Raw genomic sequence first — 22,418 nt, 5'->3', positions numbered from 1 at the left:
GGGGAGAGGGCAGGATGAGGGGAAGATTACATCTCGCAATAGCGCAGAAAACGCTGCAGCGAGCTGGAAAGGTGTTTCTGACGATGATGAATGCACCACAGCGTGCGCACCAGCTTCGGCAATGGAACCGGGATTTCAACCAGCGACCCCGTTTCAAGCTGTTCGGCAATGACGCGCCGGGAAAGACAGCTGATCCCCAGGCCATGACGCACCGCGTGCTTGATCGCCTCAGAGTTCCCCAACTCCATCCCTAACTGGAAATGCGGCAGATGGGAAAGCAGCAGATAATCGACAATTTCACGCGTGCCGGAGCCCTGTTCGCGCAGGATCCACTGCGCCTGCGCCAGGCGCTCCAGCGTCACCTCGCCCTGCAATAACGACGAGGCCGGGGACGCAAACACCACCAGCTCATCTTCCAGCCAGGGCTCGGCAATGATATCGACGTTATGGCAAGGCCCTTCGATGAGGCCGATATCCACGCGGAAATCGATCACCGCGTTGATGACGTCCTGGCTATTGCCCACGCTCATCTCCAGCGGCAGAGTCGGGAAATCCCGGCGGTAGCGGGCAATCACTTCCGGCAGGATGTAGTTCCCGATGGTGCTGCTGGCATAGACGCGGATCGCACCGTTGTCTTCGCGGAACAGCTGCTCGATTTCGATAGCCTGCTCCAGCAGCGCCAGCGCGCGTGGATAAAGAAGACGGCCGTGCTCGTTGACCACCAGACGCTTCCCTACCCTGTCGAAAAGCTGCACGCCCAGCTGTCCTTCAAGATCGGTCAACGCCGCGCTGACCGCAGACTGCGAAAGCGCCAGCATTAGTGACGCCTGGGTCGTCGAGCCGCTTTTCAGCACCTCGGCAAACACTTCCAGCTGACGCAATGTAATGTGCATGGTTGCTTACCACTTATATAGATTGATTATAAGTATATAATCAATTTTATTTTTAAGCCAGGGCGCCGTAACCTTTAGCCAGACAAAGGAGAAGGTTATGTCAGAAATCACCTTACAACATCATCGTACAGTGTGGCACTTCGTGCCGGGTCTTGCGCTCAGCGCCGCAGTGACCGCCGTCGCGCTTTGGGGCGGCAGCATCCCGGCTATCGCAGGCGCAGGATTCAGCGCGCTGACGCTCGCCATTTTGCTCGGCATGGTCGTGGGTAACACCGTTTACCCACATATCTGGAAATCCTGCGACGGCGGCGTGATCTTTGCCAAACAGCACCTGCTGCGTCTCGGGATCATCCTTTACGGCTTCCGTCTCACCTTTTCGCAGATTGCGGATGTGGGCGTGAGCGGAATCGCCATCGACGTCCTGACCCTGACCAGCACCTTTTTGCTGGCCTGCTTTATCGGCCAGAAAGTCTTTGGCCTGGATAAGCAAACCAGCTGGCTGATCGGTGCCGGGAGCAGTATCTGTGGAGCCGCGGCGGTGCTGGCAACGGAGCCCGTCGTTAAAGCCGAAGCCAGCAAGGTAACCGTGGCGGTGGCGACAGTGGTGATCTTCGGTACGCTGGCGATCTTCCTCTATCCGGCCATGTATCCGCTGGTGGCGCACTGGTTTAGCCCGGAAACCTACGGCATCTATATCGGTTCGACCATGCACGAAGTGGCCCAGGTGGTGGCGGCAGGACATGCCATTAACCCGGAAGCGGAAAACGCGGCGGTCATCGCCAAAATGCTGCGCGTGATGATGCTGGCCCCGTTCCTGCTTTTCCTCGCGGCGAGGGTTAAACAGCTTGCTCCGGCAGGCGGCAGCGAGAAAAGCAAAATCACCATTCCGTGGTTTGCGATCCTGTTCATCGTGGTCGCTGTCTTCAACTCTTTCCACCTGCTGCCAAAAGCGATGGTGGATATGCTGGTGACGCTGGATACGGTCCTGCTGGCGATGGCGATGGCGGCGCTGGGCGTCACCACACACGTCAGCGCGCTGAAAAAAGCCGGCGCGAAACCGCTGCTGATGGCGCTGGTGCTCTTCATCTGGCTGATTGTCGGCGGCGGTGCCATTAACCTCGCGGTGCACAGCCTGATGGCATAAACCATCTCGTCCTTCTCCTGCTAACCCGCTATCATAAGCGTTTCGGGTTAGCAGGAGTTTTTATATGAAATATGTTGGAGCGCACGTCAGCGCTGCAGGTGGCCTTGCGAATGCCGCCATTCGCGCCGCCGAAATCGAGGCGACCGCTTTCGCCCTGTTCACCAAAAACCAGCGCCAGTGGCGCGCCGCAGCGCTCACCGCTGAAGTGATTGATGATTTCAAAGCTGCCTGTGAGAAGTACCACTACGGGCCAGGCCAAATCCTTCCCCACGACAGCTACCTGATCAACCTCGGTCACCCGGTTGAAGAGGCGCTGGAAAAATCCCGCGAGGCGTTTCTTGATGAAGTACAGCGCTGCGAACAGCTGGGGCTGACGCTGCTGAACTTCCATCCGGGCAGCCATCTGATGCAGATCGACGAAGATGCCTGCCTGGCGCGCATTGCCGAGTCCATCAACATCACCCTGGACAAGACCAAAGGCGTCACCGCGGTGATTGAGAATACCGCCGGTCAGGGCAGCAACCTCGGCTTCAGGTTCGAACATCTGGCGGCGATTATCGACGGCGTGGAGGATAAATCCCGCGTTGGCGTGTGCATTGATACCTGCCACGCGTTCGCCGCCGGCTATGACCTGCGCACAACCGAGGCAACGAAAAACACGTTTGATGAGTTCGAGCGCATTGTGGGCTTTAAGTACCTGCGCGGCATGCACTTAAACGATGCGAAAAGCGCCTTTGGCAGCCGCGTTGACCGCCACCACAGCCTCGGCGAAGGCAACATCGGCCACGATGCGTTTCGCTTTATTATGCAGGACGCCCGCTTCGACGGTATTCCGATGGTGCTGGAAACCATCAATCCGGATATCTGGGCAGAAGAGATTGCCTGGCTGAAGGCACAGCAAACCGCTGAACAGGCGGCATAAAAAAAGCCGGGTGCGTAATGCAACCCGGCTTTTTTGTTGTTTATCGCTTACGCTGCTTTTGCCACGACTTCCGCTTCCGGACGTTTCAGCACTGCGTAAGAGAGACCCGCCACCAGCGTACCGGCAACAATCGCCAGCAGGTAGCCCAGCACCGGCGTGATAGCGCCAGGGATCAGCAGCACGAACAGACCGCCGTGTGGTGCCATCAGCTTCGCACCAATCGCCATGGAGATTGCCCCCGTTACCGCGCCACCCGCGATACAGCAAGGCAGTACACGCATTGGGTCACGGGCCGCGAACGGAATTGCCCCTTCGGTGATGAAGCACAGACCCAGCACCAGCGCCGCTTTGCCGCCTTCCTGCTGCGCTTTATCGAACTTACGACGGGCAATAATCGTCGCCAGGCCGAGCGCCAGAGGAGGCACCATACCTGCCGCCATGATGGCTGCCATTGGCGCGTAGGTCTGGGTACTCAGCAGGCCAACACCAAAGGCGTACGCCGCTTTGTTCACCGGACCACCCATGTCGGTACACATCATGCCGCCGAGGATTGCACCCAGCAGAACCGCGTTCGCGGTACCCATGGTTTGCAGCCAGTGGGTCAGACCCGCCAGGATGCCCGCAACCGGCTTACCAATCAGGTAAATCATCGCCAGACCGACCACCAGGCTGGAAATCAGCGGGATGATCAGGATCGGTTTCAGCGCTTCCATACTCTGCGGCAGCTTGAGCTTCGAGCTGATGAGCTTCGCGACGTAACCGGCCAGGAAGCCCGCGATAATCCCGCCGATAAAGCCGGAACCGGTACTCACGGCCAGCATACCGCCGATAAGGCCCGGCGTCAGGCCAGGACGGTCAGCGATGGAGAAGGCAATAAAGCCCGCCAGTACCGGCACCATCAGAGCGAAGGCTGAACCACCGCCGATCTGCATCAGCGCAGCGGCCAGCGTGCCTTGCTCTTTAAACGCGGTAATACCAAACGCGAACGAGAGGGCAATACACAGACCACCCGCCACCACCATCGGCAGCATGTATGACACGCCGGTCAGCAGATGGCGATAGGCGCCCGCAGACTCTTTCTTACCTTCTGTCGCGGTTTGACGCGCGCCGGTTGCCTGATACGGCTTCGCTTCTACCAGCGCTTTATCAAACTCCTGCGCGGTCTTTTTCAGCGCCAGGCCGGTAGATGTACGGTACATTGGCTTACCGGCAAATTTCGCCAGGTCCACTTCGATATCCGCCGCCACGATCACCAGATCGGCCTCAGCCACTTCTTCTGGGGTGATAGCGTTGCCGGCACCGACGGAGCCACGCGTTTCAACTTTTACCCACCAGCCGCGTTTTTTCGCTTCGGTTTCAATAGCTTCAGCAGCCATAAAGGTGTGAGCCACCCCCGTCGGGCAGGCCGTCACCGCAACAATGCGTTTCGGACCCGTGGCCGCAGCCGGTGCCGCTGCGACAGGCGCGCTGTAGACAGACGCGTGACCTTTCGCTTCGCTCAGGAACAGTTCCGGGTGTGCCACCGCGCGATTAATATCACCCAGCCACACTTTTTTGCCGTTCAGCGCACTGTCAGCCGGGATTTTGTCGCCCAGTACAATGGCCAGTTCTGCATCGCCTGGATTATCGATAATCTCCAGATGTGCTTTTTGTGCCGCCGCGCCCAGCAAGGTCTTCGCCATATAGGCGCGAGCCTGTCCGAGACCGGAGTCAATGATCAGCAGCGTTTTCATTATTCCTCTCCTGCTGTTAGTTAAAAGGTTTTAAGTCAACGCGCGCCATCATCGCGGCTAACTGGGTACGATCGGTAATACCGACATTGCTCTGGCTGACGGCCAGGGCAGCAACGGCAGTGGCAAGACGTAAAGTATGTTCACTGGATTCACGCATCAGCAGACCATAAATCAGGCCGCCAACCATGGAATCCCCTGCGCCAACGGTACTCACAACTTCCATTGACGGCGGTTTGGCGATCCATTCGCCAGACGCGTTAACCCACAACGCGCCTTCTGCACCAAGCGAGATCACCACGTGAGCGATACCCTGCTCGCGCAGCGCATGGGCAGCGTCAATCACATCTTTTAATTCTGGCAGCTTACGACCCGCCCAGATCTCCAGCTCGCGGCGATTCGGCTTCACCAGCCACGGCGAGGCTTTCAGGCCCGCAACCAGCGCATCGCGGCTGCTGTCAAAAATGATGCACGGGCACTGGCTGCGCAGGCGCGTCATCCAGTCGGTAAACGCTTCCGGGCTCACGCCGGACGGCAGGCTGCCGCTGACGCAGACCATGTCAAACTGACCGAGCCAGGTCAGAGAATCGTTAACAAAACGCTCCCAGTCTGACGGCGTCACTTCGAAGCCAGAGAAGTTCAGGTCAGTCACTTCACCGTCTTTCTCCGTCAGCTTAACGTTGATGCGGGTACGGCCCTGAACAATCTGAAAACGGTTGGCAATGCCCAGCTCGCTGAACAGCTGCTGGAAACCATCCTGGTTATCTTTACCGAGGAATCCACCCACGGTGACGTCGATACCGAGATCCTTGAGCACTTTCGCGACGTTAATCCCTTTACCCGCAGCATGCAGGCCAGTGGTACGCACGAGGTTGACTTCGCCGCGCTCAATTTCCGGGCAAAATCCTACCAGGTCATAAGCCGGGTTCAGCGTAATAGTCGCAACACGTCTGCTCATTATGCGCCCTCCCCCAGACCCGCCGCGATGGCATCGCCAATCGCTTTCAGCGCCTGTTCAGCATCAGCACCCTGTGCGGTGAAACGCAGACGGTGCCCTTTCTTCACGCCCAGCGCGACAACTTTCATCAGACTACGGCCGTTGGCCGGTTTGCCCGTGCCATCAAGATTCGCCACGGTGATCTCACTCTCGAATTGTTTAATGGTATTCACCAGCATGGTGCCCGGACGGGCATGCAGGCCGTGCTCGTTACGTACCACGAACTCAGCGGTCTGCACGTCTTCAGTCGGCGCATCATCACTGGTCAGCAGTGCCAGCACGGTGGAGGCATCAGCGTTCAGCAGTTTTTCAGCTTTGTTGTTCAGCAGCAGATCGCCCAGACGCTTCAGCACGGAAACCGGCTGTTCATCGTTCATCGCCACGGTCACCAGCATGGCTGCAGGCTCGCCTTCTACGTCAAACGCATTGGCCGCGCGGCTCACGGCGATAGCGCTGCGCAGGTTGCCTTCAGCACTGTCGTTAAGCCAGATACCCTGACCCAGATTCAACGGCTTATCGTTAATCACGCGCGTCACAAACGTGGCATCCGCCGCGCCGGCTTCTTTCAGACGGCCCGCGTTCAGCGCCTGCAGCGTCACCAGATCGGAGGCAACCACATCCAGCGTCAGCGTTTCATTATCCAGTTTCAGCGCTTCGCTCTGTTTTTCGCCCATCAGCAACACACGCAGCTCTTCAGCTGTGGTGGCGGACTTAAGCTGTTCAGCCACATCGTCATCGCTCAGGACATGCGTCAGCTGACGCAGCAAGCCTAGGTGTTCGTCGCTGCTGGCCGCGATACCGATAGCCACATAGGCCACCTGACCGTCGCCCCAGAGCACGCCCTGCGGGAACTGATAAACCTTAACGCCGGTTTTCAACACCTGATCGCGGGTATCGGTGGTGCCGTGCGGAATGGCAATGCCATTGCCGAGGAAGGTTGAGGTCTGCTGCTCGCGCGCCAGCATGCCGTTGACATAGCCGTCCGCGACGTTACCCGCCTGCACGAGCGCAGCGGCAACCTGGCGAATAGCCTCTTCTTTATCCCCGGCCTGAGCGCCCGGGTGGATATCCTGAACAGATAACTGGAACATGGTTCTCCACTCCTGCTGAACTTGAATCGTTTCAGCTTTAATGAGAAAAAATGCGCTAGCCTGCTCCGTTTGTTAAAACAAGATAGCGCTGAAACGTTTCAAAAAGTCTTGCGCTTTCTGCAATGTCTTGCAAGTAAACTCGTATTTCCGATCTCAGAATTTAGAGATACAGCACATTTCTTCTTCGTTCAGCTGAATTTTGCTGAAGTTCAGCAAGCCAGTTTCAGCTAAGGTCAGCCGGGTGAGAGGTAAGTTGAAATGCCATTTTGATTTTTCGTGGCATCATTGACCGCACCCACTGTTTATTTTTTAGTTGACGGCGTAAACTCCGCCCCTCTCTGCTACTCGCTAATTATAAAACATGCATAACACCCCTGCGGCGGTCTCGCCGAAGCCCTTTGATTTGACCTCTGCGGCATTCCTCGTTGTTGCCTTCTTCACGGGCATTGCCGGTGCGTTACAGACGCCGACATTGAGCTTATTCCTCACAAATGAGGTTCACGTCCGTCCGGCGATGGTAGGCTTCTTTTTTACCGGAAGCGCCATCATCGGCATCCTGGTCAGTCAGTTTCTGGCGGGGCGATCCGACAGAAAAGGCGATCGTAAAAGCCTGATCGTTTTCTGCTGTCTGCTGGGGGTCATGGCCTGCGTTCTGTTTGCCTGGAACCGCAACTATTTCATTCTGCTCTTCGTCGGGGTATTTCTGAGCAGCTTTGGCTCGACGGCAAACCCGCAGCTGTTCGCCCTTGCCCGCGAACACGCCGACCATACCGGCCGTGAAGCGGTGATGTTCAGCTCTGTCCTGCGTGCGCAGGTATCGCTGGCATGGGTGATTGGTCCACCGCTGGCCTACGCGCTGGCGATGGGTTTTGGCTTTACGGTGATGTACCTGAGCGCGGCAGTCGCGTTTGTGGCGTGCGGCGCGCTGGTGTGGTTATTCCTGCCGTCCATGCGCAAAGAGCCCAAGGTGGCAACGGGCGTGCTGGAAGCGCCGCGCCGTAACCGCCGCGATGCCCTGCTCCTGTTTGTTATCTGCACGCTGATGTGGGGCACTAACAGCCTGTATATCATCAATATGCCGCTGTTTATTATTGATGAACTGCACCTGTCGGAGAAGCTGGCGGGCATCATGATGGGCACCGCGGCCGGGCTTGAGATCCCGACGATGCTCATCGCGGGCTATTACGCTAAGCGCTTCGGAAAGCGGTTTTTAATGCGCATCGCCGCTGTCGCCGGTCTGCTGTTTTATATCGGTATGCTGACGGTACATACGCCTGGGCTGTTGCTGGCGTTACAGCTGCTGAACGCCATCTATATTGGCATTCTCGCCGGGATAGGCATGCTCTATTTCCAGGATCTGATGCCGGGTCAGGCAGGCTCAGCCACCACCCTTTATACTAATACCACCCGCGTGGGCTGGATTATCGCGGGCTCAATGGCCGGTGTCGTGGCCGAAATCTGGAACTATCACACGGTGTTCTGGATTGCGCTGGTGATGTGTACGCTGACGATGGGCTGCCTGGCGAGAATTAAAGACGTTTAAGGCGCGGTGAGCGTTTCAAGTTCAAGAAGGTACGTCATCGCCTGCTCTCGCGTGCTGCCGCACATTTCGGCAGCGGGCTGAAGCCCGGAGCAGACTTTCGGGCGCAACGGTGAGCCAAAGATCATGCACAGGTTGGTTTCCGAGAGCTGAACGCAGCGGGTATTGGCAGGCTTGCCTAACATATAATTATTCACTGTTTAAAATTCACATTCCTGCTGTTAGCATCAGGTCTATCTGATCAATCAATACCATCCGAAGGGAATCACACTCAATGAAACCCAAGCTGTATTCGTACGTGCGTTTTTCATCTGTGAAACAACGGGAAGGTAACTCCCTGGAGCGTCAGCAAGATACCGCTCTAAAAATTGCGGCCCGTTATAATCTCGAACTTGATACAACGGCTTTCCACGATCTCGGCATGTCTGCGTTCAAAGGAAAAAATGCTCATGAAGGGAAGCTATCGGAGTTCATCAAGCAGATTGGGGCTAAGGTTCCCGTTGGCTCGTGGCTAGTCGTCGAAAATCTTGACCGCATTAGTCGTGATGATGCCTGGAGCGCTTTGGATATATTCAAGAACATACTTAGCAGGGGGATAGTCGTTGTTACTGGCATGGATGAAAAGGTCTATAAGTACGCGGACGTAAAGAATAATCCAACCGATTTAATCATTTCATTGTTGATGTTCACACGCGCCCACGACGAGTCGTTGACAAAAAAGAATCGAGTTGAAGCCCAGGCCCGTTCGTTGATACGACACAACCTGACAAGAGAATCGGGAACACCAGCAAAAGCAATAGAATCCGTCGGTCAGAATGTTTGGTGGGTAGATACAAAATCAGGATACGTTACTCCACATCCTCTATATTTTACCGCAGCTCAGAAGATTATCGAACTTAAACAAAACGGTGAAACTCTTCTTGGAATCCAACGATATCTTAACGAACATTACCCTGCCCCTAAAAAGAGGGTTTATAAAGACCAGACAGGTCAAGCGCTGACACCCAAAACTGAACAATGGGGTAAACATTTGATCAGGACATTTTTGAACCCCACTGTTCACGGACAAAAAACCTTTAAGCTGGATAAACGCGATGAATCAGGTGTCATCATATACGATTCCGAATCAGATGAACCGTTAAAAGAAACATTCATTATCCCTGATTACTACCCTGCTCTTATGTCGGAGGTGGACTACTTGACACTTTCGAAATTAGATCGACACCGCGCCATCACTCGTAATTCATCAAAATATCCAGCAGGTAACCCTGAACCAGAAATCCCGCTACTCTCAGGTATCGGTATTCTTTTTTGCGGAAAATGTGGTTCTTTCATGTTCAAATCTGGTTCAAGTGAAAACAAGTACCGTTATATATGTGGTTCAAAAATCGTTCAGGGTAAACCTTGCGGTAAAAAAGGTTTTACGTCATACCAGCTTGAGCACACTGTTTTGCAACTAATCGCTGATCACGTCTGGAACAACCACCAAGAAGATAAAACGGCTTGGTACGAATCTGAGATTGAAAAGGCATCTGAAGCTGTTAAAAAGCTGCTAAAGCTGGCAACTTTGACAGATGACCTCGAAGAATTGGCAGATCAGATTAATGCCAATAAACAGAAAAAAATAACGCTTGAGCGAGAATATCAACAGTACAAAATCAGCCGCTCAGAAATTCAAACAACTGGCTGGGATCAATTCCGAAATTTCGATGTTCATGACACTAAAAACCCTGATCGTAAGCGAATTAGGTTGAAGATAAAGCAAGCTATCAAACGTATTGATTGCTATGACATTGATGGGCGGTATGGTCATTTTGAAGTAACCTTCGCCGACGAGACAAAACAGAGAATCGTGATTAAGTTCAATCGAAACCGATCACCTGGTGTTTCGTATGTAGAAGCACAGACAGTTAATGATCATGACTTACTAAAAATGCAAGGGCTTGTGTTGCACTCCTTCATTGATGAACTGATTTCACCTGAAAAATTTGCACAGCATATTAAGGACAAGCATGAAGTCAGCATTCTAAACCCGACGTTTATAACCAAGCTGGAGGATGGTGTAAACCAAAGCGAAGGTAATGGATTGGCTATCAAGGTAGCTAGCACTACAAATAAATCGTATGCAACTGTCAACGGTAATAAATACGAGATTAACTCGCTGGAAGACTTAGAAAAACTTTTACAGTAAATCACTCTCCCCTTGCATACCTATCAAGGGGAAGCCTACCAACGCCCCCAATAGCCATGTCTCCGTTTCCGTTACATCAAAGCAATCTCGGAATTATACACACCCCAATCGATCGCTTTTATAGATCAATTTTACGTTATTGATAGATTTTATAGATCAATGTAAGATCATGATTCTTCGAGTAGTGTTTCTCACAAGCAAGACTCACGGGATGGTGATCTGCCCCCGATGGAGTGCAATAGAAAGAAGGTATCCAGAATGACTATCCTTATAAAAACTTTAAAAATCATGGCATCAGGCGTTGTTCTCATTTCAGCTATAACCGCCGCCTCCAGTACCGTCTATTTCTTGCCAGAGGCGAAATCAGCAGGTGTCGCCAGCAACGACAAAAACGCCCTGATGTTTCTCGGAATGGACAGGGATGTAAATCTGAAGGGAATATGCTTCGCGATAACAAAGCAATCATCCTCGATCGTGCCGCTGGTAGATATCACTGCTACAACTGATAACGGCAGATTCACGATGCACGGACTACGCCCAAAGAATAACGACGATACGAAGGAATTAGTCTGTTCACTTGGTTCAGAAGCTGGGGATTTCTTGACTGGCATTGCGAAGTCTACCATCGTCAACGTGAAACTAGATTTCAATGGCGAGATCCGCAATTACAGTTTCAACACTACAGAATTCAGAAAGATACTGACTGCCAATGGTCAAGGTGTGTGGGACAAAGCAGCTAAAGACTACGCTCAGGGAGTTCGCGCACCCATTTTCTATAATAACAACCGCGAAGCCACCAAAAACAATGCAGTAACCTCAAATGTCGATACACACAGTTATAAAGCAAGCGATGAGAAACTAAATTCGGTCTGGAAAAACCTTAGCCCTGAAACACGAAAACGCTTACTCCCTTCTCAAAGAGAATGGATAAAGAAAAAATCCGACTGCAATAACGAACAGAAATGCCTTGTTGACATGACAAACAATCGCATTCATGAACTGGAGTCTGAAAATGAGAAATAATGCACAGACTCTAGTTTTAAAAAATGATTGGGTACCTTCGTCTTCTGGTAATGCGTATATCGGAAAATACACGATCGGGCGATTTCACATGACAGAGTCGTTCATCATTGAGTATATGAAACTGATACATGGAATTGAAATACCTGATTCATGGGTCAGTAGCTGTTTCACTAACATATCAGATATTGATACTCGCAAGGTTATGTATATGGAAGGCTGCGATATTTTAACGATAGATACAATGAATAAAATCCGTAACGCAGTGAAGTCCCCGCCTGAAGATTTGAAAATATACTGCAATGGCACTCATGTAACAAAAATAGAACTCATGGAAGAATGAAACAAAATCACCTTACGAAGGTTGTATTAAAATTTCAGTCATCATTTTTGATATACCTTCTTGCATCCATCTCAAGTAGGCAGTTCAGAATCATTCAAAAAATTCAAAGCAATATAGATATTTTAACTTCCTAATAGTAGGAATGATAATTCAAAGAAGGATAATATAATGAAGAAGCTATTAGTAACTACCATTCTTTCAGTAGCATCATTATCAGCTAGTTCCTGGGCGATGTCACCAGGTCTCATGCTAACTGCAAAAGACCTGTCCAAAGTACCGGATGACTCTCTTTGCCAAAACGGTGGACCAAGCAGAGACCTTCTTCTAACTGTTGCATCAGCAGACGCCCGTCAGCATGATGGTACATATGACCAGTTATTCAAATTAGAACAAAATATTCTTGAAAAAATGGAGCATGTTATTGAGCGACGCTGCAAGAAATATACGAACGGTCGTTGGGAACGTGGCTACAAGCCTTACAATCAATACAAATTGAGGGAAGAAATAAACAAACCAAGCAAGAAACTCCCAATTGGCTATTAATTCCCTCTTGGCCTAATTGCACGCCAGAAGAGTAATATTGCGGATGCTCTTGATCCGCCATTCCCGGACAATTTTTGTATTTTAAGTTAACAACGCCCGCTGCCGCCGGAGTTCCCTCGGAGAGTGATATCTCAGCGCGTTGTGCGGGTGGTTTACTGCGTTAAGGCTAATCGGGTATCCCCTTCCTTTCAAAATTGTCGATGTTTTTCTCCATCTTGTAGGTCTCTTTAGGGTATACCTGATAAAGACCATGATACAAAGTCTCAATAGGGTTGAATTTGACTCTATTGACAACAAAAACACGCACTGTATCATATAGGTATCCATTTAACACTCAAAAGAGAATGCATGATGAATGTCCGTATTTACTGCCGTGCATCTACCGAAGGCCAACATGCTGATCGTGCATTAATTAGCCTGCGCGAATTTGCGCAAAGCAAAAACTGGCAAGTAGCCGGAGAATACATTGAAAATGCCAGTGGTGCGAAGCTGGAGCGTGTGGAACTGATGCATCTCCTTGAGGAAGCACAACCCGGCGATCTGCTTCTCATCGAATCGATTGACCGTCTCAGTCGTCTTCAACATGAAGAATGGGCTGAACTCAAAGCTACGCTGAACAGTAAAGGACTGGTTATTGTTTCGATGGATTTGCCAACAAGCTGGCAGATGGTTGAAATGTCCGGCAACGACCTTACCAGCGGCATTCTTCGGGCAGTCAATGCTATGCTGATCGATATCCTTGCGACAATGGCACGACAAGATTATGAAACCCGCCGTAAACGCCAGGCACAGGGGATCGAGAGAGCAAAACAGGCAGGTTTGTATACGGGAAAAGAGAAAGATATGGAAGCCCGTGAAGTGGTACGTGAAATGTTGGCACAGAACGTTAAACCAGCTCACATAATGAAAGCTGCTGATATCAGTCGTGCAACGTTCTACCGGATCAAAAAGGAATTGGTAATCTAGTTCAAAATAAGTGTATTAGCTCGAAGTGACAGTTACAGTAGACAAAGTACAATCAAATCTGACTGTCCGCTCTGAGCAAATAGCAGACTGTTACCATGTGCAATTGAATATTTTGCCACTAACATTACATCCCTATTGCGAACCCTGGATCTGATATCTTTAAAACAACAATATACTCCACTTTATAAACCGTAACTCAAGAGATTACTTTGCAGCCAGAACACTCAAGACTTTATCATCGTCCTGTAAGCGCATTAGATACCTCGCCCATTAACCATTAGAGTTTGTGCGTAACGCCCGCTTCTGGCCATATAGGAAGTACTAGGAAAGGGTGATTAGTGGCGGAAATTACACTGGTATCAACAGCGGCAGTTTTTTTATGCCCTGCTTCAAGGTAGCGGTGCATGGCGTATCTCAATTTGCGTCTCTCAGGTATTCACCCCAGCGAGCAGCCAGTTTGTCTTTGTTCAGGCGGTAATGCATTGGGGTGATCACACGGCCTTCATATTCCTCAAACTCAATGCCTGGTTTGAAATGAACAGTCATTGTCTCAGGATTAATTCCCATCTTGTTCGCGTCAAACAGGCGGTGCAGAGTAGGTGACAGCAGAATGCCGTTGCTCGCGCTGTAATCCCCTTTGGCCGCGCTTTCAATGTGAGCGGCATCCAGTACACCGCCCAGATGTTTACCGGACACGGCACAACGGTAACCGAAGTTGTAGCAAAGCTCTGCTTTAAACTCAGCCTGGATTGCCGCATCGCGCTGACGCACCAGACGTTCGGAGGAGCCGCCTTTCAGCTCGCGGCCATCGCGCAGCGGGTTGACCGTAGTGATATCCTGCTCTCCCAGCTCGTCCATACCTTTCGGCGTTTCGATGCTGATATCCAGCGTCTGGCGGAGGTTTGGTAAGCGCGCTTCTTTAAATGGATCGTGAGATACCGGTAATGGTGCGGTCAACTCTACGGCGGCCGTTTCGTTAATAATCTCCGGCACGACAACAACTGAATCATTTGCTCCAGGTGCAGTAATTGCAGCAGCCAAGTACTGTGCGAGCAGTTGTTCTGCTGTGTAACCACTTTCATGGTGTTTATGTACGAACATCGCAAACTCGTGACGGCTTGCAACGGGAACCATCTTCATGGCCTTCTCAATACCCGTCAGTTTGCGCCTCATGGTGGCCTCTCTAGGCTTAGGCAGCGGAAGATCGTATCTTTTAATGGTAGCCGCTGGCGTGTCAGCCCCCTCTAACCGCTTCTCGTTTCCGCTAAAGCTGATAACTTCAGGCTTAGCTACTGGGTTCTGATGTAATACCGCTCCAAAGGTCAATTTCTTTTGAGGTGCGGATGACCGTGACACGTCGCGTGCAATCGTCCACGCATCCACTTTGCTGCTAGCGGGCTTTTTTTTCAGCAGATGAAGGGTTTTGGCTCTGAGTTTGCCCGGTTTCTGGCGGTTATCCACGGTAGCCGGTGTGGCTAGCGGCGGGACGCGCGGTGCTACAATCTTTTCCGCACTGGCTCTGCTTTGCTGTTGATGTTCTTTGGCTCGAAGGCGTTTAACCTCTATAGTACGGCACTGGCCGACCAACGTATCTCGTTCCATATCGTACGTGATTTCAGCGACGTTTTTTCCGCGTGCCAGCTGGATGGTGATATTCTTCCAAATAGAAACGCCCAAGTACTGACTTTTCCCGATCTTGAGGTTGGCCATAACCTCATCGGCTTGCTTATGACGCTGTTCTTCCTGCTTGCGTGCTGCAATCTTCTCAGGTGTTATGTAGTTTTTCGCCTTGCGTTTCTTCGCCATTGTTGCCTCTTGCCCGATAGCCACCGGGGTGATTAGTTAAGGTATGTACTTTCACCTGAACTTATAGAAAACACAGGCCTCATTTTGCAGTTGATATGTTCCCCGTTACTCAACACAAACTGATATCAACAACATCTGCTCCTGGCACGGAGCGGACTGTCAGATTAAGTCCAGCCCTGGGCCACACCTATGTCAGGTCAAATCTGAGCTAATACAAATAAAGTTATCGTTTGACGGTCGCTGAAAGGATCTCATCCTGTGCCAGTAAAGTAATCACATCTCCGGCGATATCCGGCCTTATGCCAGGCGTTTTGGAAGTCGCATACACCGCAACCGATAATGGACTCCAATTGTGCTTCTCAGCAATACGTTTTACCTCCTCGATAACCTTAAAAGTATCGTTTTCCAAAGCCAGTCCTAAACGAGCTGTATCCAGATAAACGCGCTGAACTGCGGAGATATACGCGAGCTTTTTAAGTTCTGCGGTAATAATACGCTGCGCTTCCACACCGATAGAGGAGCCCCCCTCAACGACCCCTGTCAATCCCACAAGCTTACCACCATCACTACGAGTAATGTCATCTTTGTCTATGTTGAGCGGAACTAAGGCATTCAACTCCACATCCTGCTGAAGTAACTCCAGCAGTTCGGGCAAAAGCCCAGTTTTGATGACACCTTTTAACGCGGCTGCTCTTTTAGCCAGGCTAACAGGGGACTGCCCCAACCGAGCCGACATTGAAATAAGGCAACTAGCGATTATGAAAATATCGTTTTCCCCGATTAGTGGGGCACACTCAGCACGAAAGGATTGTTCTTCACGAAGGAGAGGATTTGCTTTTTCAGGCCTCCTAATTTTTGATTTTGGTTGCTTCTTGCTATAGCCACGCAAAGCATCCTGTGCGCTTCGGGTTAGAATGCTGATACTTTTAATGAGCCCCTCATTATCCTTGAGGTTGGCAATCATTTGCTGCATATTCTCGAGCCTGCCAAGCATCTCGGGAACAGCTTTGCCCGCAGCGATCTTCTCGCTGATATCATTAAGACTTCTTAGAACACCAGTAACAAGCTGCGAGGATGCAGGAACCGAGGCATTCAGTTGATGGCTTTTTTTGATTTCTTTTTCCATCAACTGGATTACCTGCTTCCAGTCGGTTTGTACACCAGCTTTAAGGGTCCCAAGATTAAGAATAGCAGTTCGAAGACTTTCGCATTTATCTAACGGAATAGGTTCACCATTCTGTTTACCTGTTTTCAGCCAGTTAACTAAGGATACGAAGTCAGCTTTAGCCGTCGCAACAAGTCCATTGATAACACGCTGCCTCGCTTCAAGCGTAAAGTGATTCGTTTTCGGCACTGGCAGACGATCATTTTTGTGCGCTATTGGTCTCTTCATAACGGATATCTCAGCTTGGCTCCATCAACGATAAATCCCATCTGGGTTCCTCACAGCCCCCTATCTTCTTACATATCATGTTTTAAGATAGTGATACCCGCTGCACCTTCAAAATATTGTTATATTTTGATCGCACAGATGGTTGTTCAACTTCCGCTTCTGTCACAGGGCGGAAGTGTCAAAATGGGAGAGGATCTGTGCCAAAGCTGTGTCAGGCCAAATCAAATATTTTATCTTCGATTCTGACCGGACAATGAACATTGAACAAAACGTTCTAAGGGTTGCGAAAATCGTTTCAAACGCTGAAGTTATATCCTGAATGGCGAGCGAAGCGAGTTCCGTCAAGCGAAGCGAAGACGGATAGTTAATGCTGGTTAAAAAACATACGGAAATGTACTGTTTTCTCTATATATAAAATATAAATATTATAAACAGTACATCGTACACAGACACTCACTTCGTTCGTGTCCCTCGCTTCGCGAGGAATTTTGAAGTGATGTATGAATCTATCAGCATAGCAACTATAGTTGAACTATCATGCATCTGACCGAAGCATAAAGTTAACCAGTTACAAATCATGCCTTAAAACGCTCTGAGCGAGGCTGTAAGCGATTTTTATGATATGGCTGATACGATTGATACCTTGCAAAGAAAAACGCTCTACGGGCTTCCTGTGCGATATTTACGAATCCAGTGCTTTACGACTCAACTTTGATGTTGAGTATAAGCGCGTTCCCTTCCCTGTTTGCAACTTCCTGCGTTCTTTTGCTAGGTAAGAAAGCCAGAATATCGGACCTGCGAGTGTTGTAGGATTAGCACGATGTACGACGTAATGATCGGGATAGTACTGCGTAGCTTTGGGCACGTTTACCATCATTGCTCTGTCTGTCCATTACTATAGTAAGCATTGACAATGCTGCTTGGGCGATGAGCAAAGTCTAAGACTATCAGATCGATTCCTATTTAGTATTCTATCTATCTTTCATTCGATAACCCATTGAAAAACATAAAATAACCTATAGCATATCTTGATTGATTTTTTATGGATTTTAGACTTAGTTAATGGTAAATTGTCAATACTTTCAATGTGCTAACTATAGTATAGGGAAATTTATGAGCGATTTTTGGAGTAAATCAATAAAAAAAGTTGGTCTTCCCGGGCTCGTACTTTACGTTTTTTATTTTGTTATTGATAAAATCTTCGACGAAAAAATAACAGATTTTTTAGGAATTAATAGGTTCTTCATTTTAATCCTAATCATTCTTGTTCTCTTGGCTATATTCTTCATTTATTCTACATTAAAAACAGCAAAAACCTATCCTACAGTTGAAAATGATGACACCCGTCCTCTAGATGCTACTAATAATGAGACCAAGGCAGAGCTGCCGTCATCAACACCTCCCCATGTGAAAATCCAGACCGTTGAATATAAAGATAATGCAAGACATGAGGGAGATAACAATTTCTCATGACTATATCTCAAGTTAAATATCAAGATGGCGCATCGCATGACGGCGACAACAATTTTTATACACTGTCGAGTTTAGAATCGACCATTGATCAGGTTAAAAAGTCTTGTTTAGGCCATGACGAATTAATATCCATAATGGAAGATTTAGCAGAGTATCTAGATGATTATCCAGGAAGAGAGATCATTGGACTGGAAGGTAAACTTTTACGCGGTGACAGATCTGACTTAGTGGAAAGAGCAACTAGGCTAAAAAATAAATTTGCTCGGAGAGTTGCTAAAGATCAAATGTCTCTGGTTGAACAAACAGTATACATTCAGATTCTTTCAGCCATTTGTTCGAGCTGGCATCAGTGTATTTACCCAGCAATAATGAGTGGTCAAAGTAAAGTAGAAATCGATAGACTAGTTAATATTGAAATAATTCAACCAGTGCATAAAGCTATTGTTCGTTACGATAGCTTGATTACTACTGAGTTGGTATCAGGAATGCTTTATTTTTTGACTGGCTTATGTCATGTATCGTGGGGGATTAAATGTTAATATATCACCCAATATTCGATACCAGCCATTGTGTCTATAGATCGTTGCTTTTATTAGAAGAGCAAAATGACTGTGAAATTGATATTGAACTATTCAGGCTAATGGACTTTTATGTACTTTTCCCTAGTCTTTTAAAACTCATAAAACCATTTCCGAATGAATTAAGACGTTATAAAAAAGCAATACAAAAGATAAGTGAACCTTACGAGAACATTCAGAATCCTAATCGGATTTTCATTGAACTAAGACGAATTCAATCTATCGCGTTCCATCATCTTTTGTCCAAGAATTTAATTGATATGGAAAGTTATACAAATGGAAAGATAAAAAGGACTAAAACTGTTTTACCTGAAGATTTAAAACATTCTTTGAGCGAAGTTTCTTACAGGAAGAGTGAATGGTTTGCCCTAATATCCAAAGGGTTCCAGCAAATTGAATTTTACGGCTCCAACGGACTAAAAAAAAGAACAGGTCTTATGGAATATAGATATGACGAGGTAGATACAAATGATTAAGCCTCATTTGATTGTTGAAAGATTCGCTGTATCCAGGAACGGCATTTTTGTGTATGACCAAGAATTCCACAAAGGCGTTAATATAATAAGAGGTTGGAATGGGACGGGCAAATCAACGATTGTAGATTTATTGTCTTATGCTTTAGGTTCAGTTATAACTGACTGGACTCAACATCAATCATATTGTGATAAAGTATTTGCTCAAGTTTCACTCAACGGAATTAGGGTCACATTAAAAAGAGATATTGTTGAAAACGGACTGTCAAAGATGTACTTGCATGAAGGTACTATTGACTCATCCATCAAACTCAATGCTCACTGGACAGGTTATCCTTATCGCAGAAGTGATACATTACATAGCTTTTCTCAGCAGCTTTTTGAGCTTTTGAGTCTTCCAAGACATAAAACTGATGATGACCGAAATTTAACTCTCCATCAGATAATGCGATTGATGTACGTTGACCAATTATCAGCAACAACCAAGCTTTTAAAAGAAGAGAAGAACTTTGATAATCCTAACTTAAGAAGAGCTATTGGTGAATACCTTCTTGGCATTGATGACTTAGAAGCTCACAACTTAAGACAAGAACTGTTATCAGAAACAAAACGTTTCGAAAAATTCAATTCAGAAGCGAATTCAATATTTAAGATAATTGGCGGAGATGATGTAAAAGTAAGTGAACATTCATTAAATCAGCGCATTGAAAAATACTCACTTGAACTTGATAAACTTAATGAAGAGATGCAAACGTTGCTTTCTGGTGGAAACACGGATGATAGCAGCGAAGACAAATCCGTTTTAGCAAAATTACAAAATGAAAATCTTGAGTTGATATCTTTCCGATTCAAAATACAGGAAGAAATCATTTCTTTATCAAAAGAAATGAGCGACACGAAACTTTTCTTAATTTCACTAGAATCAAGGAAAGATGCACTATTACATTCTAAGTCCGTTAATAATTCACTTGGTAGTATTGAATTCAAATATTGCCCCTCATGTTTAAATCATATTGAGATAAGCACCGATTTAGAAAGCTGTGGATTATGCAAAAGTAAAAATAGCAAAAACTCGTCTGATGATGCTTATGTCAAACAACTCAACAACCTGAACTTTCAAATAAAAGAAAGCAGTCAAGTTATTGCAAGTCTTGAAAGTGAGATCAGAGACCTTAATGTTAATCTAGAAAAGACAAGCTTAAAAATAAATGAGCTATCTCGTAGCCTTAAGACTTTCTCATTGATTCCATCCGAAAAAGAAAGCTTGATTATTGAAATTGGAAAAAGCATCGGATTTATTGAGGGAGCCATTCTTTCTCTTGAAGAAAACAGAGGTGGCATTTCTAAAATAAATGCTCTCTTACTGGAGAAGCAACAAGCCCAAAAAAGAATTTTGGAAATTAAAGATAAACTTGCTTCATTAGACAAACTTCAAGCAGAAAGACAAGTGGCTGTATACTCCGATATAGAGCAAATAACCAAAAGACTGTTAATATCAGATGGTGGCAACGAGCCTGCATTCGATAACCCTGGCGATGTTATTATTGACTTTGCTCGAGACAGAATGTATTTGGACGGCATGAGTAAATTTTCCGCTAGTTCAATGGTTATTTTCAAAAACAGTATTCGGCTTGCTATCTTCCTCCACTGCGTTGACGATCCAGAGTCACGCCTACCTAATTTCATTATTATGGATAATATTGAAGATAAAGGAATGGTTGATGCACGAAGCCATAATTTCCAACACGTTATAATTAATGAATGCCAAAATTTACATGATGAGTATCAGTTAATATTTACAACATCCATGATATCTCCAGAGTTAAACGACACTTCATATTGTGTTGGCCCTTATTATCCTAAAGGCACTCACACACTTAATCTATAAATACATGTAAACCCGGAAATATTTCTCTCATAAAGCAATTTTCCGGGTTTCATCTATCTTTGTAGCAGATTCTAGAGCGCGTAATTAGTTTGTTACCGAATCTATACCAAGAGTGCTCCATACCCCCTCAAAAAAGCCTTGAATACCACTACGGAGAACTTTTAGGTGAAAACCAATAAAATGTATTCACATCCCATAAAAACGGCTCTTAAAGCGATACAGGAAAGATTTGACTGTCTTTGTTAATTTCCCGCTTTCATTCTGAGCTTGGATGTTGAAAAGATCCTGTGCCCTTCTCCAGATGAAAATTTACCGCTGTTTTTCGCAAGGTACGAAATACGCTCAACAAAATCAGCAAGGGAATCATGATGACCCCTTACGATAGAGTATCGGCCATTCTCAGCTAAATGCACACGGCTGGTATCGTCTGTCAATTCATTCCAAAGCTCACTTATCAACCCAATCATGCCTGTGTTACCAAAGCCAGCGGTTTGAACTTGGAAATGAGGTAATGCTATCCAGCAGTGGTAATGAACCTGCATAGCCCTTTCCTTTTCTCGAACCCAACCGTAAGCAAATTTTTTTATTGGTTGTCCATTCCACGCCTTCTTTTTAAAGCGCCCTCTCAATCGTTCAAAAAGATCACTCACTAATCCATTACTTTCCGAAACAGGCATTCCCTCCGGTACTGACAAATCGAACCGGAAAGCAAAAACCTTGCTGTAGTGCGATTGCATTGCATGGATCTGCTTAATGAACGCATCAATGATTTCTTTTCTGATCGGATGATAACCCTTCTTCATCGAATCATAGTTCAAACGGTATACAAGCCCATCAAGTACATATTCAGAGCTATGGATAAGTGAGTAACGACCATCATCACGATGATTGGTTATTTTTTGAACAGCAGGGGAAGGCAGATCTATGGACATACAACTAACACCACATAGCAGATATTAATAATAACCAGTATGAGGGAGAGACTCTTGGGGAGGACCAAGCCCAACAGCTACTGGCATAAATGCGGTGTTAGTAGATAAATAGAAACTCTGAAAAGTTTCCACAGTAAATTTCTTTCACTATACACCACAAAATTATTTATGGCAACGATTTTATGGTGAGGTTAGTTTTTCAAGATGGATCAAGTAAGCCATAGCCTCTTCGCGATTTTTATGGCACATATCGAGTGAAGGGCGCAGACTGCTACACACCGTGGGGCGGTGGATTGACCCAAAGATGTTGCATAGATTATCTTCCGATAACTGTACACATCTTACATTTGCTGGCTTTCCCTGTGGCATCCCTGGGATTGGAGATGAGATGGAAGGAGCAATACAACAAGCCCCACAATCGCTACGACAGTCCATTTAGCCTTCTGTTCAAAATTTAGCTCAATCGTCAACAATAACAGAAAGACACTTCCACAG

21 protein-coding genes are annotated in these 22,418 nt (G+C 47.6%); 12 read left to right on the top strand and 9 right to left on the bottom strand.

Annotation, left to right across the window (positions count from 1 at the left end):
* Window positions 1-26: 26 nt before the first annotated feature.
* On the bottom strand, window positions 27-893 hold the full coding sequence (gene yieE, locus BM007_RS14690) for a DNA-binding transcriptional regulator YeiE (protein WP_090419489.1): 867 nt from the start codon (window positions 891-893) through the stop codon (window positions 27-29).
* Window positions 894-990: 97 nt separating this feature from the next.
* On the opposite strand from yieE, the gene BM007_RS14685 reads away from it, so the two are divergent.
* Together BM007_RS14685 and nfo are read left to right on the top strand one after the other, a co-directional pair.
* Window positions 991-2,037 carry a YeiH family protein gene (locus tag BM007_RS14685; RefSeq protein ID WP_090419485.1) on the top strand — a complete coding sequence of 349 codons (1,047 nt, stop codon included), beginning with the start codon at window positions 991-993 and terminating at the stop codon, window positions 2,035-2,037.
* A 64-nt stretch (window positions 2,038-2,101) separates the two neighbouring features.
* On the top strand, window positions 2,102-2,959 hold the full coding sequence (gene nfo, locus BM007_RS14680) for a deoxyribonuclease IV (RefSeq protein ID WP_024908173.1): 858 nt from the start codon (window positions 2,102-2,104) through the stop codon (window positions 2,957-2,959).
* A gap of 47 nt (window positions 2,960-3,006) precedes the next feature.
* Here the strand turns inward: nfo and fruA are convergent, their stop codons facing one another.
* From fruA to fruB, 3 genes are read right to left on the bottom strand one after another with little or no spacing between them, the layout of a single operon-like run.
* Window positions 3,007-4,692 (bottom strand): PTS fructose transporter subunit IIBC, encoded by a 1,686-nt coding sequence (gene fruA / locus BM007_RS14675; protein WP_024908174.1) that lies wholly within the window; start codon window positions 4,690-4,692, stop codon window positions 3,007-3,009.
* A gap of 16 nt (window positions 4,693-4,708) precedes the next feature.
* The gene (gene fruK, locus BM007_RS14670; RefSeq protein ID WP_023312480.1) at window positions 4,709-5,647 is read right to left on the bottom strand and encodes a 1-phosphofructokinase; all 939 of its coding nucleotides are present in this window, start codon (window positions 5,645-5,647) and stop codon (window positions 4,709-4,711) included.
* Complete coding sequence (fruB, locus tag BM007_RS14665) at window positions 5,647-6,777, bottom strand: fused PTS fructose transporter subunit IIA/HPr protein (RefSeq protein WP_090419482.1); 1,131 nt, start codon at window positions 6,775-6,777, stop codon at window positions 5,647-5,649. Before fruB ends, fruK begins: the two co-directional genes overlap by 1 nt.
* Before the next feature lie 361 nt (window positions 6,778-7,138).
* On the opposite strand from fruB, the gene setB reads away from it, so the two are divergent.
* Window positions 7,139-8,320 (top strand): sugar efflux transporter SetB, encoded by a 1,182-nt coding sequence (gene setB, locus BM007_RS14660; protein ID WP_090419480.1) that lies wholly within the window; start codon window positions 7,139-7,141, stop codon window positions 8,318-8,320.
* Here the strand turns inward: setB and BM007_RS14655 are convergent.
* Window positions 8,317-8,502, bottom strand: coding sequence for a Fe-S-cluster oxidoreductase (locus BM007_RS14655; protein WP_090419477.1), 186 nt, complete (start codon window positions 8,500-8,502; stop codon window positions 8,317-8,319). The two genes, setB and BM007_RS14655, sit on opposite strands and share 4 nt — an antisense overlap.
* An 89-nt stretch (window positions 8,503-8,591) precedes the next feature.
* Here BM007_RS14655 and BM007_RS14650 point away from each other — a divergent pair, with 89 nt between their 5' ends.
* The 5 genes from BM007_RS14650 (at window position 8,592) to BM007_RS14625 (ending at window position 13,380) form a co-directional block, all read left to right on the top strand.
* The gene (locus tag BM007_RS14650; protein ID WP_090419475.1) at window positions 8,592-10,508 is read left to right on the top strand and encodes a recombinase family protein; all 1,917 of its coding nucleotides are present in this window, start codon (window positions 8,592-8,594) and stop codon (window positions 10,506-10,508) included.
* A 258-nt stretch (window positions 10,509-10,766) separates the two neighbouring features.
* Complete coding sequence (locus BM007_RS14640; RefSeq protein ID WP_175557804.1) at window positions 10,767-11,531, top strand: lysozyme inhibitor LprI family protein; 765 nt, start codon at window positions 10,767-10,769, stop codon at window positions 11,529-11,531.
* Window positions 11,521-11,871 (top strand): hypothetical protein, encoded by a 351-nt coding sequence (locus BM007_RS14635; protein WP_048224151.1) that lies wholly within the window; start codon window positions 11,521-11,523, stop codon window positions 11,869-11,871. The genes BM007_RS14640 and BM007_RS14635 overlap by 11 nt, the downstream gene beginning before the upstream one ends.
* Window positions 11,872-12,039: 168 nt before the next feature.
* Window positions 12,040-12,414, top strand: a complete 375-nt coding sequence (locus BM007_RS14630; RefSeq protein ID WP_048224154.1) for a hypothetical protein — start codon at window positions 12,040-12,042, stop codon at window positions 12,412-12,414.
* A gap of 351 nt (window positions 12,415-12,765) precedes the next feature.
* On the top strand, window positions 12,766-13,380 hold the full coding sequence (locus BM007_RS14625) for a recombinase family protein (protein ID WP_090419472.1): 615 nt from the start codon (window positions 12,766-12,768) through the stop codon (window positions 13,378-13,380).
* A gap of 414 nt (window positions 13,381-13,794) precedes the next feature.
* Here BM007_RS14625 and BM007_RS14620 read toward each other — a convergent pair whose 3' ends face one another.
* Window positions 13,795-15,186 carry an HNH endonuclease signature motif containing protein gene (locus BM007_RS14620; RefSeq protein ID WP_090419469.1) on the bottom strand — a complete coding sequence of 464 codons (1,392 nt, stop codon included), beginning with the start codon at window positions 15,184-15,186 and terminating at the stop codon, window positions 13,795-13,797.
* A gap of 223 nt (window positions 15,187-15,409) precedes the next feature.
* The gene (locus BM007_RS14615; protein ID WP_090419466.1) at window positions 15,410-16,579 is read right to left on the bottom strand and encodes a hypothetical protein; all 1,170 of its coding nucleotides are present in this window, start codon (window positions 16,577-16,579) and stop codon (window positions 15,410-15,412) included.
* A 1,113-nt stretch (window positions 16,580-17,692) separates the two neighbouring features.
* On the opposite strand from BM007_RS14615, the gene BM007_RS14605 reads away from it, so the two are divergent.
* Genes BM007_RS14605 through BM007_RS14595 form a run of 4 tightly spaced genes read left to right on the top strand, consistent with a single transcriptional unit; the run spans window position 17,693 to window position 20,991 of the window.
* Window positions 17,693-18,052 (top strand): hypothetical protein, encoded by a 360-nt coding sequence (locus tag BM007_RS14605; RefSeq protein WP_090419463.1) that lies wholly within the window; start codon window positions 17,693-17,695, stop codon window positions 18,050-18,052.
* Window positions 18,049-18,591, top strand: a complete 543-nt coding sequence (locus tag BM007_RS23055) for an ABC-three component system protein (RefSeq protein ID WP_072061320.1) — start codon at window positions 18,049-18,051, stop codon at window positions 18,589-18,591. Before BM007_RS14605 ends, BM007_RS23055 begins: the two co-directional genes overlap by 4 nt.
* On the top strand, window positions 18,585-19,106 hold the full coding sequence (locus BM007_RS14600; protein ID WP_048224162.1) for an ABC-three component system middle component 5: 522 nt from the start codon (window positions 18,585-18,587) through the stop codon (window positions 19,104-19,106). The genes BM007_RS23055 and BM007_RS14600 overlap by 7 nt, the downstream gene beginning before the upstream one ends.
* Window positions 19,099-20,991 (top strand): ATP-binding protein, encoded by a 1,893-nt coding sequence (locus BM007_RS14595; RefSeq protein ID WP_048224165.1) that lies wholly within the window; start codon window positions 19,099-19,101, stop codon window positions 20,989-20,991. Before BM007_RS14600 ends, BM007_RS14595 begins: the two co-directional genes overlap by 8 nt.
* A 242-nt stretch (window positions 20,992-21,233) precedes the next feature.
* Here BM007_RS14595 and BM007_RS14590 read toward each other — a convergent pair whose 3' ends face one another.
* Together BM007_RS14590 and BM007_RS14585 are read right to left on the bottom strand one after the other, a co-directional pair.
* Window positions 21,234-21,923, bottom strand: coding sequence for a YagK/YfjJ domain-containing protein (locus BM007_RS14590; protein WP_090419459.1), 690 nt, complete (start codon window positions 21,921-21,923; stop codon window positions 21,234-21,236).
* Between the two features lie 180 nt (window positions 21,924-22,103).
* Window positions 22,104-22,358, bottom strand: coding sequence for a YkgJ family cysteine cluster protein (locus tag BM007_RS14585; RefSeq protein ID WP_071841176.1), 255 nt, complete (start codon window positions 22,356-22,358; stop codon window positions 22,104-22,106).
* Window positions 22,359-22,418: the final 60 nt, after the last annotated feature.

This window comes from Enterobacter sp. NFIX59, from assembly GCF_900113755.1.
Taxonomy (GTDB): Bacteria; Pseudomonadota; Gammaproteobacteria; order Enterobacterales; family Enterobacteriaceae; genus Enterobacter; species Enterobacter pseudoroggenkampii.
Note: the sequence above shows the minus strand (reverse complement) of the source record. Positions and strands in the feature narration are given on the sequence as shown.